The 16,497-nt window shown below is 48.2% G+C and carries 14 protein-coding genes and 3 pseudogenes; 9 read left to right on the top strand and 8 right to left on the bottom strand.

The annotated features are described in order from the left end of the window. Positions 1–151: 151 nt before the first annotated feature. The 4 genes and pseudogenes from BUB22_RS17340 to BUB22_RS08065 form a co-directional block, all read right to left on the bottom strand. A pseudogene (locus BUB22_RS17340) lies at positions 152–331 on the bottom strand (His/Gly/Thr/Pro-type tRNA ligase C-terminal domain-containing protein); the annotation flags it as partial. Between the two features lie 163 nt (positions 332–494). Then, positions 495–1,514 (bottom strand): annotated as a pseudogene (gene thrS / locus BUB22_RS08075) (threonine--tRNA ligase); the annotation flags it as partial. Positions 1,515–1,768: 254 nt separating this feature from the next. After that, a complete protein-coding gene (locus BUB22_RS08070) occupies positions 1,769–2,320 on the bottom strand; it encodes a hypothetical protein (protein ID WP_175547266.1) in 552 nt (183 codons plus the stop codon). Positions 2,321–2,409: 89 nt separating this feature from the next. Continuing rightward, positions 2,410–4,032 carry a hypothetical protein gene (locus tag BUB22_RS08065; protein WP_139258857.1) on the bottom strand — a complete coding sequence of 541 codons (1,623 nt, stop codon included), beginning with the start codon at positions 4,030–4,032 and terminating at the stop codon, positions 2,410–2,412. A gap of 522 nt (positions 4,033–4,554) precedes the next feature. Between BUB22_RS08065 and BUB22_RS08060 the strand changes: the two genes are divergently transcribed. Together BUB22_RS08060 and BUB22_RS08055 are read left to right on the top strand one after the other, a co-directional pair. Beyond that, positions 4,555–4,746 (top strand): hypothetical protein, encoded by a 192-nt coding sequence (locus BUB22_RS08060; protein WP_139258856.1) that lies wholly within the window; start codon positions 4,555–4,557, stop codon positions 4,744–4,746. Beyond that, positions 4,743–5,150 carry a putative toxin-antitoxin system toxin component, PIN family gene (locus BUB22_RS08055; RefSeq protein ID WP_073114680.1) on the top strand — a complete coding sequence of 136 codons (408 nt, stop codon included), beginning with the start codon at positions 4,743–4,745 and terminating at the stop codon, positions 5,148–5,150. The genes BUB22_RS08060 and BUB22_RS08055 overlap by 4 nt, the downstream gene beginning before the upstream one ends. Positions 5,151–5,232: 82 nt before the next feature. On the opposite strand, the gene thrS (BUB22_RS08050) is transcribed toward BUB22_RS08055, so the two are convergent. Further along, positions 5,233–7,170 (bottom strand): threonine--tRNA ligase, encoded by a 1,938-nt coding sequence (thrS, locus tag BUB22_RS08050; protein ID WP_073114679.1) that lies wholly within the window; start codon positions 7,168–7,170, stop codon positions 5,233–5,235. Between the two features lie 421 nt (positions 7,171–7,591). Here thrS (BUB22_RS08050) and BUB22_RS08045 point away from each other — a divergent pair, with 421 nt between their 5' ends. The 4 genes from BUB22_RS08045 (at position 7,592) to BUB22_RS08030 (ending at position 10,955) form a co-directional block, all read left to right on the top strand. Further along, positions 7,592–8,098 (top strand): hypothetical protein, encoded by a 507-nt coding sequence (locus BUB22_RS08045; protein WP_073114678.1) that lies wholly within the window; start codon positions 7,592–7,594, stop codon positions 8,096–8,098. A gap of 396 nt (positions 8,099–8,494) precedes the next feature. Continuing rightward, positions 8,495–10,132: an ATP-binding protein gene (locus BUB22_RS08040; RefSeq protein WP_175547265.1), complete on the top strand. Its 1,638-nt coding sequence runs from the start codon at positions 8,495–8,497 to the stop codon at positions 10,130–10,132. A 3-nt stretch (positions 10,133–10,135) separates the two neighbouring features. Further along, complete coding sequence (locus BUB22_RS08035) at positions 10,136–10,390, top strand: hypothetical protein (RefSeq protein WP_073114676.1); 255 nt, start codon at positions 10,136–10,138, stop codon at positions 10,388–10,390. Next, a complete protein-coding gene (locus tag BUB22_RS08030; RefSeq protein WP_073114675.1) occupies positions 10,383–10,955 on the top strand; it encodes a MarR family transcriptional regulator in 573 nt (190 codons plus the stop codon). The genes BUB22_RS08035 and BUB22_RS08030 overlap by 8 nt, the downstream gene beginning before the upstream one ends. Before the next feature lie 12 nt (positions 10,956–10,967). Here the strand turns inward: BUB22_RS08030 and BUB22_RS08025 are convergent. After that, positions 10,968–11,117: pseudogene (locus BUB22_RS08025) on the bottom strand (uracil phosphoribosyltransferase); the annotation flags it as partial. Between the two features lie 116 nt (positions 11,118–11,233). On the opposite strand from BUB22_RS08025, the gene BUB22_RS08020 reads away from it, so the two are divergent. Beyond that, positions 11,234–13,318, top strand: a complete 2,085-nt coding sequence (locus tag BUB22_RS08020; protein WP_073114674.1) for a glycoside hydrolase family 43 protein — start codon at positions 11,234–11,236, stop codon at positions 13,316–13,318. Positions 13,319–13,341: 23 nt separating this feature from the next. Here the strand turns inward: BUB22_RS08020 and BUB22_RS08015 are convergent, their stop codons facing one another. Together BUB22_RS08015 and BUB22_RS08010 are read right to left on the bottom strand one after the other, a co-directional pair. After that, a complete protein-coding gene (locus BUB22_RS08015) occupies positions 13,342–14,280 on the bottom strand; it encodes a bile acid:sodium symporter family protein (RefSeq protein ID WP_073114673.1) in 939 nt (312 codons plus the stop codon). 52 nt (positions 14,281–14,332) lie between these two features. Beyond that, positions 14,333–14,743 (bottom strand): very short patch repair endonuclease, encoded by a 411-nt coding sequence (locus tag BUB22_RS08010; RefSeq protein WP_254794683.1) that lies wholly within the window; start codon positions 14,741–14,743, stop codon positions 14,333–14,335. A 79-nt stretch (positions 14,744–14,822) separates the two neighbouring features. Between BUB22_RS08010 and BUB22_RS08005 the strand changes: the two genes are divergently transcribed. Further along, positions 14,823–15,572, top strand: a complete 750-nt coding sequence (locus BUB22_RS08005) for an acid phosphatase (RefSeq protein ID WP_073114671.1) — start codon at positions 14,823–14,825, stop codon at positions 15,570–15,572. A 47-nt stretch (positions 15,573–15,619) separates the two neighbouring features. Then, positions 15,620–16,483, top strand: a complete 864-nt coding sequence (locus tag BUB22_RS08000) for a hypothetical protein (RefSeq protein WP_139258854.1) — start codon at positions 15,620–15,622, stop codon at positions 16,481–16,483. Positions 16,484–16,497 lie beyond the last annotated feature (14 nt).

The raw sequence follows: 16,497 nt of genomic DNA, 5'->3' as shown, positions 1-16,497 counted from the left end.
TATACCACTTAACAAGAAAAAAGGATATATTTTAACTTAACCGGTAATGAATATGGTTGTTCATGAACCCACTATTAAAAAACCTACAAATCCAATAAAAAAAACGCAGGCTCAAAGGAACCTACGTTTGCGAATGTTTTTCGGTTATTGACTAGCGGACGACTTTTCTGTCATCTGCGGTCATTTCGAGGAACTGGACAACGGTCATTTGACCCTTGTCGCCTTCCTTTCTCTTGTTGACAGCGATGAGACCTTCTGCCTGTTCCTTTTCGCCTACAATAATCTTGTACGGAATCTTCTGGAGTTCGCACTGGCGGATCTTGTAGCCGAGCTTTTGACGCCTACGGCGTCAGCGGCTACGCCTCGGTCATGTCAGCCCGCAAGCGGTCTGCCGCGACACTCGGCTTGCACGCTACTCGTTGCATTCATCGACTTTCACGCAAAAAACGTAGGCTCAAAGGAAGCCTACGTTTGCGAGTTTATTCTCTTATTGATTAACGGACGACTCTTCTATCATCAGCAGTCATGTCAATAAAGGCCTGAACACTCATCTGACCCTTGTCTCCGTCCTTACGTTTGCGAACGGCAACCAAGTTGTCAGAGGCTTCCTTTTCGCCTACAATAAGAATGTAGGGAATCTTTTGAATTTCACACTGACGAATTTTATATCCCAACTTTTCATTGGACTCGTCAGTTTCGACCCTAATCCCGGCGTTCACGAGTTCCTTTTCCACGGACTTAGCGTAGTCAACGAACTTCTCGGAAATCGGGAGCACGCGGGCCTGAACCGGAGCGAGCCACAGCGGGAAATCGCCCATGAATTCTTCGATAAGAATACCGAGGAAGCGTTCGATGGAACCGACTGCAGCACGGTGCAGCATCACCGGAATGTGCTTCTGGTTGTCCTTGCCGACATACTCGGCACCCAGACGCTGCGGGAGGTTGAAGTCCACCTGGATGGTACCGCACTGCCAGTCACGACCGAGGCTGTCCTTCAGCGTGAATTCGAGCTTCGGGCCGTAGAAGGCGCCTTCACCCGGGTTCAGGATGTAGTCGAGGCCAGCGAGCTTGGTGGCTTCGGCGAGGGCGGCTTCAGCCTTGTCCCAGATTTCGTCGGAACCCACGCGCTTTTCCGGACGGGTGGAGAACTTCACGACGATATCGTCGAAACCGAAGTCGTGGTAGATTTCCTTCACGAGGGCGCAGAAGTCGGCCACTTCGCTTGCAATCTGGTCTTCGGTACAGAAAATGTGGGCGTCGTCCTGCACAAAGCCGCGCACGCGCATCAGGCCGTGCATGGTACCGGCAGGTTCGTAACGGTGGCACTTGCCGAATTCGGCAAGGCGCATCGGCAGGTCGCGCCAGCTGCGGAGCCCCGTATTGAAAATCTGGATGTGGCAGGGGCAGTTCATCGGCTTCACAGCCATTTCCACGTCGCCAGCCAGCGTCTTGAACATATTCTCGTTGTACTTGTCGGCGTGGCCGGACTTGATCCACAAAGTCTTGTTCACGATTGGGATGCAAGCATCCCAGCTCTTCGGCTCGGCAATGGACAAACGAGTTTGTCCGCTGCTCTCGCCTTGCATCGCTGTCCGGCGTAATCACTTCGAGGTAGCCGCGATATCTGCTTATTATGGGCGTTCCCCGCACTATTGTGTGGGTCGGGCTATATTTTATGGGTTGCCCGGTTCACTCCGTTTCCGCCCAACCTCATAAAACGGCGCCACAGCGCCGCCCCAAGGGGTCACTATCCCTAACGCAAATGCATTCAACCTCCCAATGTTTTCATAAAAACACGTTCAACATCCAAGAAGTTTTTGCTCTTTCCCAAAACAATTCTAGCTTCACTATTTGCGTCTAATAAAACAACTATAGGATAAGAAACCATATCTATTGGAACAATCACTATAAATTTATGATCCTTGTCACTAATAGTGTATATATGGGAATTTCCTTTTTTTCCTTCCTTTTCGATTAAAGAAGAAAATTCAAGATAGCCACCTTTTATATCTATTTTCTTTCCATCGCCTAAAAACGGAATTCCTGTTATTTCCGAAAGCTGAACTTTGAAGGGGCCTCCATGAAAAGCATAAAACAACTCGGCAGCCTGGTAAGCTCGAAATCCCTCTTGATAATCAGTTTCAGATTGTGCAACTTTAAGTAGGGCTTTCATATTTTTTAGATTATTTTCTAATTCCCCACGAAGATTTGTCTGCTTATACAAAGCCGTTGATTCAGGATTGATTAATTCGGAGCATTTGACTTCATCACAAAGAGCCGAGTACTCAAATTCAAGAGATTCCAACGATTTTGTTTCCATACAAGAAGACAAAAGCATCGCAAAACATACTGCCGTACTCTTTCGCAATAAGCGCTTAATGTTTATCAACATAATCTTCCTGCATCATATTATTTTTCATTCTCTTTTTCTTCGCTAATTTCTTTGTCATTCCGCCTTTCTTTTTGTTTATTTTGGGAACTTTTTTTCTTTGCGGAATCTCCAAGATTTTTTAGTCCCAGCAGCACAATAAACGGAAGAATCAACAAATTAATTAATCCTGCCGCAACCATAAACCAAAACGTGATTGTAAAATAGTGAATCCTGCAAATAAACAGCATTACAACAAACATAATTAGAGTTATCAAAGTTATGACAAAACTTCCTCCTGAAGCTTTGGCAAAAAAGACTGAATCCGAATTTTTCCCCATTTCTTCAAAAATCGTCTGCTTTTGATTCGTTATATGTCCCCACATATCCGCAATTGCAAAAATACCAATGCCAAATATGAAAAAGTCAACCGCCATCGTCACAAGAAGACTTAGATTGCTTAGAATCGGATGATTATAGTAATTTAAAGCAATTGCAATCGCAACAGCCACCACTACAAACCAAGTACATCCATGAATAGCCGTAAATATAGATGTCTTCTCAGGGGATTTTGCTTGAAAAATTTCGGCATCTTTTTTCTGTTCAACAGAAGATGATTTTTTCACTTCTTTCTTTTCGACCTTAGGCTGTTCTTTCTTTCCTTCGAACAAAATTGAAATTCTAATGCCGTATGTTTTTTCGATTTTTTGACCCACTGCGATATCAAATTCCGTCGGCTTCACGACATCTTCCGAAAAGTCAGACAGAGCATACCGACTATTGCGAGCATACATCATTGACTTCATTGCGACTACTTGATCGGCATCATGGTCTGCAACATTCTTTTTCAGGTATTCGTAATACTCGCCATGTTCATATGGAGAACTTTCAATCAAATGCAACGCAACATTCACGCGTTCTGTTTCGGGAATTCGATTTTTTAAAAGATTAAGAAAAATGGACCAATACTCTTTCTGTTTACCTTCATTGAATAAATTACCCAAATCATCAGGATCCATAAAATCGTAATCTACCAACTTTTGAACGAACACCTTTCCAAAAGAGTAAATTCCATCATAAACAAGTTCAAGATAATCATCAATAAGATCTTCATTGAAAAGTTCTTTAAGTTGTGTTTCTTGCGATGTTTCATCAATTGCATTTGCAATACTATTGAATATGCTGTGTCCAATATCGGATGCCATATTCAAAGCACCTGCAGCAACAAAACCTTTCAAGGCGCCTTCCAAGCCAAATCCCCCGCCAACGACACGTCCACGTTCTTCTTTGCGGAATTCTCGATACAACTGCGTGTCTTGGTTCTTTTGTATGATTTCAACCATTGGAGCAATAAGCTCTTCCCATTCATCGTTGAAATTAAACGTATCTTCAAAATCTTTCTTTAGTTTACTTTCATCATAAGAGAAAAAGCCCTTATTGATAAAATCCTGGATAACCTGCTCTCCATAAGAACCGATAATAGCCAAAGCAAAGTTATCGCCGTTTTTTACAAATTGAATAGGAGTGAATTTTCTTGCAATAAGAAGAACTCTAGCAACCTCTCTGCCCTCCGAAGCCAACTTATGGTAATGCTTCAATATTTTTGCGATTTCAATCTGGTTGTCGGAAAAAGATAGGGTCTTTCCTTGAATTGAAAATTCCATGATAGCTGACTCCTTTGATGTATCAAGCCGTTTAAGTTTATGATTTGGCGAGATTATGTCTTGTTCCACTCGGAAGCCGAGCCAATTTTTGTATGGATACAAAAAAAGGCGTAGATCGTTGCATTTACCTAAGTGGGGCTCTAGACTGCCTCTAAGCGATAAACGCAAACGACCCACGCCCCAAAAGGGCTGTTGCCACTAGTCGATACGACCATAAATCAGCCAAATGGCTGATACGACAAACTGAGATACACCGCAAAACGGCATACCTGCGTGAGCGTTCGCCTTGTCCTCGCTTAAGGGAAAGTGTCTAGATTTCACTTAGAGAACAAGAGCAAAAACTCTTTTACTCCTTAAAAATAACATAAAAACGAGCAAAACGCTCAAAAAGTTTACAAAAGAGAGCGGTTTTGTGTAGAAAACGGCGAATTTGTGCCATTTTGTAAAGCAAACGGGCTATTCCTACTTGGAATGGGGTTGGCTGTTCAACCCTGAATAATGTATATTATGGAGGAGGTTTATATGGAAGATCTTGTTCTGACAATTCCAACCCAAGATTTGGGTATCATGGAAACGCTAGCGAATCGCATGGGCTGGACTGTGCGGTCTAAGCGAAGCATTGTCCAGAAATTCGTCGATTCATGTCCCAAGACTCCGATGATGACCGACGAAGAAATCGCCGCTGAAATCAATGCAGTTCGATACGGGAAATGAAAGTCCTGTTCGACACAAATTTGTGGATATCATTCATGATTGGCAAACGGCTTGCTTCGCTTGCTGATGTCTTATGCCGTAATGATGTTCAAGTTTATATGAGCGAACAGTTGCTAGACGAAATTCAAACTGTGGTAGCTCGTCCAAAATTTAACGTTATTATTTCTCAAGAATCACGGCAAGCGTTTGTTGACATGGTGGATAATGTTTGCCATTGGACTCCAATCACAATACAGGCAAAATCATCTATCAGGGACATCAAGGATCTCTTTATATTGTCAATGGCAGAAAGTGTTCCTGTTGATTTCATCGTAAGCGGAGACAAGGATTTGACGGAACTAGAAAGCCATGCTGGAATACCAATTCTTTCGTATTCGGAGTTTTTGAATAAATTAGGTTTATAGAAAAAACGCAGGCTCTTTCGAGTCTGCGTTTCAAATTTAAAAGGCGATGCCGGAACGGTGTCCGGCATGACATATTGGGCGACTAGCGCACGACCTTGCGGTCTTCTTCCGTCATCTTGAGGAAGTCGGCGACAGTCATGTTGCCCTTATCCCCGTCCTTGCGCTTACGCACAGAGACAACGCCATCGGCAACTTCCTTCTCTCCCACAATCAGGAGGTAAGGCACCTTCTGGAGTTCGCACTGGCGGATCTTGTAGCCGAGCTTCTCATTGCTCTCGTCCACTTCTACGCGGACGCCGGCGTTCACGAGTTCCTTCTCGACCTGCTTCGCGTAGTCAACGAACTTCTCGGAAATCGGGAGCACGCGGGCCTGAACCGGAGCGAGCCACAGCGGGAAATCGCCCATGAATTCTTCGATAAGAATACCGAGGAAGCGTTCGATGGAACCCACGGCGGCACGGTGCAACATCACCGGAATGTGCTTCTGGTTGTCCTTGCCGACATACTCGGCACCCAGGCGCTGCGGGAGGTTGAAGTCCACCTGGATGGTACCGCACTGCCAGTCACGACCAAGGCTGTCCTTCAGCGTGAATTCGAGCTTCGGGCCGTAGAAGGCGCCTTCGCCCGGGTTCAGGATGTAGTCGAGGCCAGCGAGTTTCGTGGCTTCGGCGAGGGCGGCTTCAGCCTTGTCCCAAATTTCGTCGGAACCCACGCGCTTTTCGGGGCGGGTAGAGAACTTCACCACGATATCGTCGAAACCGAAGTCGTGGTAGATTTCCTTCACGAGGGCGCAGAAGTCGGCTACTTCGCTTGCAATCTGGTCTTCGGTACAGAAGATGTGGGCGTCGTCTTGCACAAAGCCGCGCACGCGCATAAGGCCGTGCATCGTACCGGCAGGTTCGTAACGGTGGCACTTGCCGAATTCGGCAAGGCGCATCGGCAGGTCGCGCCAGCTGCGGAGCCCCGTATTGAAAATCTGGATGTGGCAGGGGCAGTTCATCGGCTTCACAGCCATTTCCACGTCGCCAGCGAGCGTCTTGAACATGTTCTCGTTGTACTTGTCGGCGTGGCCGGACTTGATCCACAAAGTCTTGTTCACGATTTCCGGCGTAATCACTTCCAGGTAGCCGCGACGGTCAATCTTACCGCGGATGTAGTCCTTGAGGGCGTTCACCATCTTGGTGCCCTTCGGATGCCAGAACACCATGCCCGGGGAGTGGTCTTCGATGTGGTAGAGGTCCATTTCCTTGCCGATCTTGCGGTGGTCGCGCTTTTCGGCCTCTTCCAGGAACTTCAAATAAGTTTCGAGACCTTCCTTGTCAGCGAAGCAGGTGCCATAGACGCGGGTCAGCTGGTCGCTGTTCTGGTCGCCGTGCCAGTAGGCGCCCGACATCGAGAGCACCTTGAAATTCTTGAGCTTGCCAGTACTCGGCACGTGAGGGCCGGCACAGAGGTCTTCAAAGTTCTTGCCCGGTTCGCCAGTCACGTAGAAGCTGAGCGTGCCGTCGCTACCTTCGCGGGCGAGAGCGCGCTGCGCGTTATCCGTCTTGTACTTGTCGCCTTCGGTGCGCTTCAGGCCATCGGCGGCGCTGACTTCGCAACGCACAAACGGACGGTCTTCCTTGATGATTTCCTTCATGCGCTTTTCGATGCGCTCGAAATCCGACTGCTGGATCGGGGTCGGTGTCATCAAATCGTAGTAGAAACCCTTGTCGATAGCCGGACCATAGGCGAGCTTGGTGCCCGGGAACAGGTCGCAGATGGCTTCGGCGAGCACGTGGCTGCAGCTGTGACGCAGGAGCATCAGAGCATCCGGGTCGTCGTTGCTCGGCGTGATAATCTTGATGGTGCCGCTCTCGGTGAGCGGGCGCGTGAGGTCGAGGACCTTATCGCCGAGTTTGACGCCAAGCGCCTTGCGTGCAAGACCTTCGGAAATGCCCTTTGCAATTTCGAGGCCGGTGGTGCCCGATGCTACGGAACGTACGGAGCCATCGGGGAAGGTGAGTTCGATTTGAGACATAAATAATCCTTTTTATGGGCGGTTCTCGCCCGGTTCCCCAGAAATACGACATCTGGCGGTGCGGGCAAATTTAGCTAAAGGCGAGCGTCGCGGCAACCGTGCTTGCACGAGTTGACATGACCGAGCCGTGCTAAATGCACGCGAAGCGTGCCAAGTAGAAAAAGACTATAAGTGTGGCTAGTGGTTGGTGGTTGGTGGTTAGGGAATGTAATCGGAAATAGACCCGAAAAACGTCATTGCGAGGAAAGAAATGACGAAGCAATCCATATAAAAAGGGAGGGGAAAGCCTTCCCCTCGCTTCTGCTACGACGTCATGGCGGGCCTCGACCCGCCATCTAGCCGTATCATCCGCTACCCCTTCTCCTAGGGGCTTAGCCCCTAAGACCCCCAAAAATGTATCTTGTGATAGAGGCTTGTAATTATGAGATTCCTTCTTTTGACAGTTGCATTTTTGCTTCTTTCGACAAACTGTTTTGCGAAAGAGTCACCTGGTGGTTTGTCTATTGGGGAAGAATTAATCTGTCTTATGCTAGAAAAAGAAAAAAAGAACGATAGCACTTGTGCTGAATATCGTCACAAGCAAGATTCCATCGGAGTTATTCGAGATTCCCTTACGCAATATATCGCAAAGCACGGCTCCTTTGACAAAAAAAAGAGAAAAATCACGTTCAAGGGTTTTGACGCTCAAGAAATTTCACGAAAGAACGAGTTGCATGGCAAAGCGTTCTTCGGCTATGTAGCAAAACAGTTTTTCAGTAATCCATCAACACTGATACCCAAAAAACGCATTGAGAAAAAAGATTACTGGATTGTTCCCTGCTTGCTCTCCTGGGCGGAGGATGGAGCAATAAATGACGGAGAAACCGCTTTTTGCATAAGCAAGAATGCAGTTTGGCCGTGCTATAGCGAATGGGAAAAGGCTAAATAGGAAATTTTCAGCAAATTGGAAACCTCTTGACGCAGGCGAACTATTTGTATATATTGTAGCTGATATTCGATAATCCTCGCGACAGTCGACATAGACCTTCGGGTCCGTACGTGCATTCGCGGCGGGGCGCATTAACCTTCTTGTTGATGCTGTTGGATAGCTGGTAGGAACACGACCTACTCGAGTGTGCTCGCTAAGGCGGGTGCCAAGTAACGCCGGGGAAAGCTCCCGCCAACAGAATCGCAAGATCATCCCATTCCGCGCAAGGCGTGGAAAATCTCAATACATAACAAGTAAGCAAGGGCATGTTGTGCGCTGTTTTTCGGCGTAATCGCAACGGCCAGTCAAATTGTCGCCCAATGGCGACGGTTTTAATAGCGAGGCTATTCGATGACTTTGGAAGAACTCAAAAAACTGATTTCTAAAGATGAAACGAAGAATATTGAACTAAAAAAATCTACCGGCGAACTTCGAGAAGGCATGCATACGGCATGCGCCTTCCTGAATTCCGATGGCGGCGTTCTCGTTTTCGGTGTCACGCCTTCCTTGAGTATTGTTGGGCAAATCGTTTCTGAATCTACCCGTCGCGATATCGCGCAAGCGTTAGCGGGAATAGAACCTGCGGTCACCCCTGTTATTGAATATGTAGACATTCCCGACAAGGACAACCATCAAGTAATCGTACTGAGGTTCAATCCGTGGGTCTATGGGAATGACCCGTACACATTTCATGGAAGACCATACTATAGACTGGAAAGTGTCACTAAAGCAATGCCTAGGGATATGTTTGATGCTAGAATTCGGATCAACATGCCGCACAAATATTCGTGGGAAATGAGGGTGGCTGAGGGGTATTTTATAAAAGACCTTGATGTCAGCACAATTCGTGGCGTAGTCCGTCTCGGAGTCGAAGAAAAACGAATCCCGGTCGGGTCACTCAATGAGTCAATTAAAGTAATATTGAAAAAATGGAACCTGTTGGATGGCGACAATTTGCGGAACGCCGCTGTGTTTCTTTTTTCTAAGAGATTTTCGTATGATTATGAAATTCGAATGGCTCGTTTTAGAGGAACGGACAAAAATTACTTTATCGACAACCAGCAGGCTCATGGCAATTTCTTTGAACTGCTTGATGCGGGCATGTCGTTCTTTTTCAAGCATCTTTCTCTTAGCGGAGAAATCAAGGGGTTTAAAAGGGAAGAACACCTTGATGTTCCTGCAACGGCATTGCGCGAGGCACTGATTAACGCCCTTTGCCATAGGGATTATGACATTTACCAATGCTCTATCGGCATTGCCATATATGACGACCGTATAGAAATTGAAAGCCCGGGCTTGTTACCCCGCGAATTAACTCCCAAAACTATTAAGCGGTCGCATAAGTCGTATCCACGAAACGAGATTGTTGCGACGGTTCTCTATCAAATAACATACTTAGAAAAATGGGGCTCGGGAATAAAGCGCATAATGGATGCTTGCAAAGCTGAAGGTTCTCCACAACCCTTTTGGAGTGAAGAGGGTGGCTATACCGTGGTGACGTTCCCGATGAACAAACTGAACGGTAGGATTGTCACCCCAAATGAACCTCAAAATGTCACCCAAAATGTCGCTCAAAAAGATGATGATGTCCCTAGAAGGCAGAAGGTGGAACAGGTCGTTTCTGCAAACTCCATAATATCGACAGATGCTTTAGCAACAATGTTTGGGGTAACGAAAAGAACTATTTTGCGCGATTTAAAAGACCTTGGATATGTTTGGGAAGGAGCCGCTAAAAACGGACACTGGAAAACCCGAAATGTCACCCAAAATGTCACTCAAAATGTCGCCCAAAATGTCACTCAAGACATAGACGACTCCCCTAGAGTGCAGAAGGTTGAACAGATTATCTTAGTAGACTCAATGAAAACAAAAGAGTTTTTGGCGAAGATGTTTGGAGTAAGTACTAAGACAATTTTACGTGACCTCAAGAAGCTTGGCTATGCTTGGGAAGGTGCATCGAAAAATGGTCGCTGGGTGAAAAAAGATAGGGGGTAAGGAATGGGACATCTTGTTGGTGCGAACAAAACGCTGATTGACCATTTTGCCGGCATTGGCAATATGGTGGTCATGAAGTCACAATTTGTGACTTCACCAGATGTCATTCCCGTCTTGACCGGGAATCTCCTATTTCCATTTGACTGGAACTCTAAACGTAACGAATTCGATACCTTTAATCGAAAGTTGAAATTTTTGGCTGATTCTACGGATCATTTTGTTGGCATCAACAAAATGATAAGGAGGATATATGGCTAAAACAATAAATGAAGCTTTTTCTGAATTTATGCAAAATTCGGTAGATTTGGACCCCAAAGATGTTGTAACAGCGAGATATAGCAGGGATAATTTGCTGGAAAATATTGGTGAACTCGATTGTCAAGGTTTCTTTAGGTTGTATCCTGATGTAAATATTCAATTTGGGTCTTTTGCTCGAAAAACGAAGAAACGGCCTCTTGATCATGTGCCAGAAGGAGAAAAGAGTGGCGGATTAAATGGCGGATTAAGTGGCGGATTAAGTGGCGGATTAAGTGGCGGATTAAATGGCACATTAAACGGCACATTAAATGGCACATTAAATGGCACATTAATCAAGAATATAAAAGAATCGCTTAACGCATCTCAATCAAAGGTCTTTGATTCTATTATGAGAAATCCTGGCTGTATGGGAAAAGAAATCACAGGAGCCCTTGACATGCCAAGAGATACCTTCAATAAAATCATTCGCTCTTTGTTTGAAAAGAAGATTATTGAACGTCGTGGTTCTAAAAAGACTGGCGGCTATTGGGTGAAAAAGGAACCTTCGTCCACGGACTCGCAATAAACATCGCTCTTTCTATTTCGTTTCGAAAATGCGGTCGCTGGCATCGCCGAGGCCCGGGCAAATGTAGGCGACCTCGTTCAGGCAGCGGTCCAGATGCCCGACGTAAATCTGGACGTCAGGATGAGCCTGGTGCAGTTTTTTCAAGCCTTCGGGAGCGGCGATAAAAAATTAGCCGTTTAGAACTGCTCAACGCTATGTGAAAAAACTGCTTTTCATAGTATACCAATTCGCTGATACAATATATTTTAATACTAATCATAGTAACATTGGCTGTGAATATGAAAAAGAAAATCCTTCTTGCGGTAACGCTTGTAACTGTTTCGTCCATGTTAATGTCCTGCGGCGACGATGATTCCGTCAGCAAGGATTTTGACGAAGACGACTCCATTCTGGATATCCCCGGAGATTCTCTCGGTCAGGAAAACCCCGAGGATTCCCTCGATCCAGTTCTGCCCAAGGACACGGTTGACCCGGTTCTGCCCAAGGATACCGTCAATCCCGTCCAGCCAAAGGATTCCCTTTCTCAGGAATTGCCTAAGGATTCTCTTGGCAATGACGAAATAAAGGATGAGGTTGCTGTTGCCAAATTCGATATTGCCCTGTCTATCGAGGATATCATTGTAGATTGGTACGGCGGCGGTGGCGAAAAGGACCCCGACAACAATAGTTTTACCTATAAGCAGTATGCCAACAACTACTGGGACATACACGACCTGAATACGGATGTCTATACTAAGGTGGAGATAAACTTTGCCAAGGCCGTCGCATACGATAACATTGATGTGATTGCGACTTATAGCGACGAGGCCAAGACTACGGAAAGAATTCCCAGTGGCGCAACAAGCCTTGTTCTGTCCTTTGAACCGGGCAAGACGCTTGTCAGTTTGGCTCTTGTCGTAAGCCCAGACACTCCAAGTGATGCCGCAACGATCAGTTTCGGTAAAATCATTATCCGGGCAAAGGATTCCGATGGCACGGTAGGCAAGATGCCTGTAAAGTCCCCAAAATTAGGCTTGGACAATGCCAATCCTATATTGGATTTCCAGTACTGTGCGGACCCGACGGCCATTGAGTACAAGGGGCGTCTCTATGTCTATGGCACCAACGACCATCAGCAGTACGAAGAAGGTGTCAGCAATACTTACGAGAAAATCAAGACGCTGGTAATGATGTCCACTGACGATATGGTCAACTGGACTTATCACGGACTGATTCCTGTCGGTGAAGTGGCTCCATGGATTATGGCTTCGTGGGCACCCAGCATCATTAGCAAGGAACAGGGCGATGGCAGCACGCTTTTCTCCCTCTATTTCTCCAATAGCGGCTTTGGCACCGGCGTTATCCAGGCGAAGTCTCCGGTGGGTCCGTGGACATCTCCTTTGAGCAAGAGCCTTATCGATGGCGACAATCCTGTTGTAAAAGGCAGCGGATCCATATTTGATCCGGGTGCCGTAATTGACGACAACGGCGATGGCTGGATTTCGTTCGGTAATGGGCAGGGCTGGATTGCCAAGCTCAATCCGGACTTGCATTCCCTTGACGGGGATCCGGTGAAACTTCCGTCCCCGTTCCACTTTGAGGCAAATGAACTCAATTATATCAACGGCAAGTACGTATATACTTTCAACAACGACTGGAACGACCATACTCCTTGGGAATGGGGTGGCGAGGCTCCGACGGCCTGCAGCATGAACTACTTCACCAGCACCGAGCCCCTGAATCCTGATTCCTGGACCTACGGCGGGAACTACTTCAAGAACATGGGTGAGAATGGCATGACCTACGGCAACAATCACACTCATCTCCATAAGTATCAGGACAAGTGGTACATATTCTACCAGGCGGCCATTCTAGAGGCTTCCATAGGTACCCACGGCGGTTTCCGCAGCATTCTGGTTGACGAAATTGAAGTGGACGAAGCAAATGTCGTTATCAAGGAAGCGAAACCGACCTACAAGGGTGTAAAGGCCATCAAGAATCTTGACCCCTATTCCGTGCAGCAGGCTTCTACGGCTGCCGCAACCCTGGGCATTCGCTACGTGCCAACGGAGGAACCCGGCCACATGGTGGCTTCCGTCGGTACTCCCAGCAAGGATGGCCCGGCACCTACAGAAGGCGTCATCGAAGTTCGCAATGTGAATTTCAGCAGCGCAAAAACGCTGAAGGCCCTGGTGAAAGGCAAGGGCTCGGTAACGCTCCGTCTTGACAAGCGAGATGGCGCGAACGTAGCCTCAATCAACAGCGCCGGCAGTGACTGGCAGGAACAGGAGGCGAAGTGCGGCAACATCTCAAGCGGCGTCCACACGGTCTATCTGATTATAAAGGGTGATGTGCTGTTCGATACCTGGCAGTTTGCGAATTAGTCCACTGATAGCCCTGGGCTAATTTATTTGCCGTCGAGTTTCCTGTAAATATTCGCGAGTATCGCACCCGAAATGTTGTGCCACACGGAGAATATAGCGCCAGGAACAGTCGCCATCGCAAGTCCCGAGAACGCAGTTGCCGCAAGGCTTGTGGCAAGGCCGGAATTCTGCATGCCGATTTCGATGGAGAGAGCCTTCGTCTTGGGTGTCGAGAATTTCAGCAACTTGCCGAGGCCAAAACCACAGCTGTAGCCGAGCAGGTTGTGGAGAATTACGACGGCGAACACGATGGCACCCGTAGAGAGAATCTTTGCGGCGTTGTGCGAGACGACTGCGGCCACAATCATCGCGATGGCAATCACCGAGACGAGCGGCAAGACCTTCACGGCACGCGCAGTCCATTTGCCGAAGAACTTGTTGATTGCGAACCCGAGCGCAATCGGTACGATGACGACTTTCACGATGGAGAGGAACATCGCCAGCACGTCGACGTTCACGGTGGTGCGCAAGAGCAGGTAGGTAATCGCCGGCGTCAGCACGGGAGCGAGAAGCGTATTCACGCTGGTCATACCCACGGAAAGCGCCACGTCGCCTTTCGAGAGGTAGGTAATAACGTTACTCGATGTGCCGCCGGGGCAAGTTCCCACAAGGATCACGCCCGCCATGAGGGCTGCATCGAGCCCGAAAATCTTGGAGAGCAAGAACGCAAGTGCAGGCATTATAATGAACTGCGCCGCACACCCGATGGTGATTTCTTTCGGCCGGGCAAACACAAGTGCAAAATCGCTTAACTTGAGTGTGAGCCCCATGCCGAACATCACGACCATCAAGAGGTAATTCACCCAACTGAGTTCAATCCAGAGCGTGGATTTCGGCAGGAACAGCGAGAGCGCCGCAATAGCCAGGACGACAACGGCCATCCACTTGCCAATAAAATCACTGATTTTTTCAAGAACTTGCATTTTTAAACCTTTCAAAATCAAAAAGAAAGATAGTCTTTTTCCGACCCGTGGTTCAAATCTCTATGCTTTCTTCATCGCTTGCAATAAAGGCCTTGAGGCGTTCAATAGTGTGGTCGAAATCGTTCTTGACGGAACATTCCCAAATAGTTGCAACGCGGTAGCCTTGTAGCGAAAGTTTCCAGTTCGTCTTGATGTCGCGCACCATATTGTTCGTGAACTTTTCATTCCAGAATTCAGGGTTGCTTTTGGGGCGGCTCGTGAACTTGCAGCCGTGCTGGTGCCAGAAGCAGCCGTTTATAAATACAACTACGCCGTATTTGAGGATAAACAGGTCTGGCGAGCCGGGCAAATCGTGCCTGTGCAGCCTGTAACGCAGTCCCGCCTTAAACAGCGCCCGCCGCACAAGCAGTTCGGGCCGGGTGTCTTCCGAATGGACCGCCTGCATCATTTGCGAACGGTTCATGGGAGAGTGTTTTTTACGACGGCATTTTTTCATGGGATTAGCATTTGAAAAGATAGTCTTTTTTATTTATATTCAAGGCATGAACAATCTTATCAAGAAAGTTTTTATCGTAGTCGCCTTTTGTGGCGCGTCGCTTTGCAGTTTCGCTGCAGATGTCAAACCTTACGTGGAAGCAGATGCGCTTCCGAACGCGCTCAACTTCTACCCGGCGCCCCCGGATACCATGTCTCCGCAGTTCATGTACGATATGTCGCAGTACATTTGGGGTAAAAAGATGCGTGCCGATTCCGCGCGTGCGGCCTTGGCCGTGGCCCAGGCGGTAGAGACGGTCGAGGACATGGCCAAGATGTTCAGCGAACCTTTCGGGATGGAAATCTCCGCAAAGAAGACTCCCGCCATCATGAACCTGCTCGAACGCGGAGTCCGGACGCTCAAGCAGGTGGGGAGCCTTCCCAAGAGGCATTACATGAGGCGTCGCCCTTACGACCGCTTTAACGAACCGACCCTGGTTCCGTCCGAAGAAGAACGCCTGAGAACGAATGGTTCTTACCCGTCGGGGCATACCGTTCGCGCGTGGTCCATGGCGCTGCTACTTTGTGAAGTGAATCCGTCTGCTCAGGATGCCTTGTTGAAATACGCATACGAATGGGGCCAGAGCCGCGTGATTGCCGGGTTCCACTGGCAGAGCGACGTGGATGCCTCCAAGGTTCTTGTTTCGGGAGCCTATCCGAGCCTGCACACAAACGAAACCTTCATGGCCGACATGCGCAAGGCCCAGGCGGAATTCAAGAAACTTTCTGCCGCAAAGAACGGCAAGAAGGTGAAGTGACAGTACTGCGTGGCTTGCTGAAGATTTATTTTGTATAATTAAAGAATATGCGGATATTCTGGGTGATATTGTTCCTTGCCTTGAATGCCCTCGCGGAAACTGCCGTGGGGGATACCGCGAACGTTGTTGAAAACACAGATTCCGCGAACGTTGTTGCAAGTGCCGATACTGCGAGTGCTGTTGCGGACACTGCAGACCCCGATACGGCCGTTCTGGAACGCCACAGTGTTCCGCTCCCGCGCCTTTCCGCCTATACGGGTTACGGCCTGCTGGTGGGTCTCGCGTTTGGCCTCTACAACCCGACCGAGGAATGCGACTGCCTGGGCGTTTGGCAGGGTCAGTTCGAGTATTTCTACAACGACTGGATAAGTGCGGGTGGCGATGTGCGCTTCTTTGGCGGTGACCTGGATGCCGACAAGTCCGTGCTGTACCAGCGCTACCGTATCAATACGCGATTCCATTTCCCGCAGGGGCGCTGGAGCTGGTACGTGAGTCCGGTTGTCGGTTTTGAATCCACGGACCTCGAGGAAATTCGCGAGGAATGGCACCAGCGCGACATGGAAGGCTGGATTCCCGGCGTTTCCACGAAGAACGAACAGGAAGTGGAAGACTGCGAGAAGATGTTTTCGCTGGACGGTTTTTCCATCGGTGTAGACCTGGGCGGTGGCATCGAGTTCTGGAACACGCTTGGCGCTACGGCGAGCATCCTATACGAATACAATTTCGGCGGAGCCCAGCTGCTCACGATTGCTCCGGGTATAGCCTACAATCTCCAGGCAGTTTGGCCCTGGTCAAAAAAGCACCTCTCCGCCGCATGGGTCTCTATCGAAACTGGCTTCCAGCGCTTCTTCAACAGGTCCGTTGATTCCTGGGCTATGTCCGGTTACTTGGGTGCCGTTATCGGCTTTTAATTCTATATTTGGTT

Source organism: Fibrobacter sp. UWCM, assembly GCF_900129735.1.
In the GTDB taxonomy this organism is placed as follows: Bacteria; Fibrobacterota; Fibrobacteria; order Fibrobacterales; family Fibrobacteraceae; genus Fibrobacter.
This window is presented reverse-complemented; position numbering and strand designations above follow the sequence as displayed.

Bases quoted from the DNA above. Each gene is read 5' to 3' on its own strand.
- BUB22_RS08070 (WP_175547266.1), bottom strand. From the start codon at position 2,320: ATGGAAACAAAATCGTTGGAATCTCTTGAATTTGAGTACTCGGCTCTT.
- BUB22_RS08065 (WP_139258857.1), bottom strand. From the start codon at position 4,032: ATGGAATTTTCAATTCAAGGAAAGACCCTATCTTTTTCCGACAACCAG.
- BUB22_RS08060 (WP_139258856.1), top strand. From the start codon at position 4,555: ATGGAAGATCTTGTTCTGACAATTCCAACCCAAGATTTGGGTATCATG.
- BUB22_RS08055 (WP_073114680.1), top strand. From the start codon at position 4,743: ATGAAAGTCCTGTTCGACACAAATTTGTGGATATCATTCATGATTGGC.
- thrS (WP_073114679.1), bottom strand. From the start codon at position 7,170: ATGTCTCAAATCGAACTCACCTTCCCCGATGGCTCCGTACGTTCCGTA.
- BUB22_RS08045 (WP_073114678.1), top strand. From the start codon at position 7,592: ATGAGATTCCTTCTTTTGACAGTTGCATTTTTGCTTCTTTCGACAAAC.
- BUB22_RS08035 (WP_073114676.1), top strand. From the start codon at position 10,136: ATGGGACATCTTGTTGGTGCGAACAAAACGCTGATTGACCATTTTGCC.
- BUB22_RS08030 (WP_073114675.1), top strand. From the start codon at position 10,383: ATGGCTAAAACAATAAATGAAGCTTTTTCTGAATTTATGCAAAATTCG.
- BUB22_RS08020 (WP_073114674.1), top strand. From the start codon at position 11,234: ATGAAAAAGAAAATCCTTCTTGCGGTAACGCTTGTAACTGTTTCGTCC.
- BUB22_RS08015 (WP_073114673.1), bottom strand. From the start codon at position 14,280: ATGCAAGTTCTTGAAAAAATCAGTGATTTTATTGGCAAGTGGATGGCC.
- BUB22_RS08010 (WP_254794683.1), bottom strand. From the start codon at position 14,743: ATGAACCGTTCGCAAATGATGCAGGCGGTCCATTCGGAAGACACCCGG.
- BUB22_RS08005 (WP_073114671.1), top strand. From the start codon at position 14,823: ATGAACAATCTTATCAAGAAAGTTTTTATCGTAGTCGCCTTTTGTGGC.
- BUB22_RS08000 (WP_139258854.1), top strand. From the start codon at position 15,620: ATGCGGATATTCTGGGTGATATTGTTCCTTGCCTTGAATGCCCTCGCG.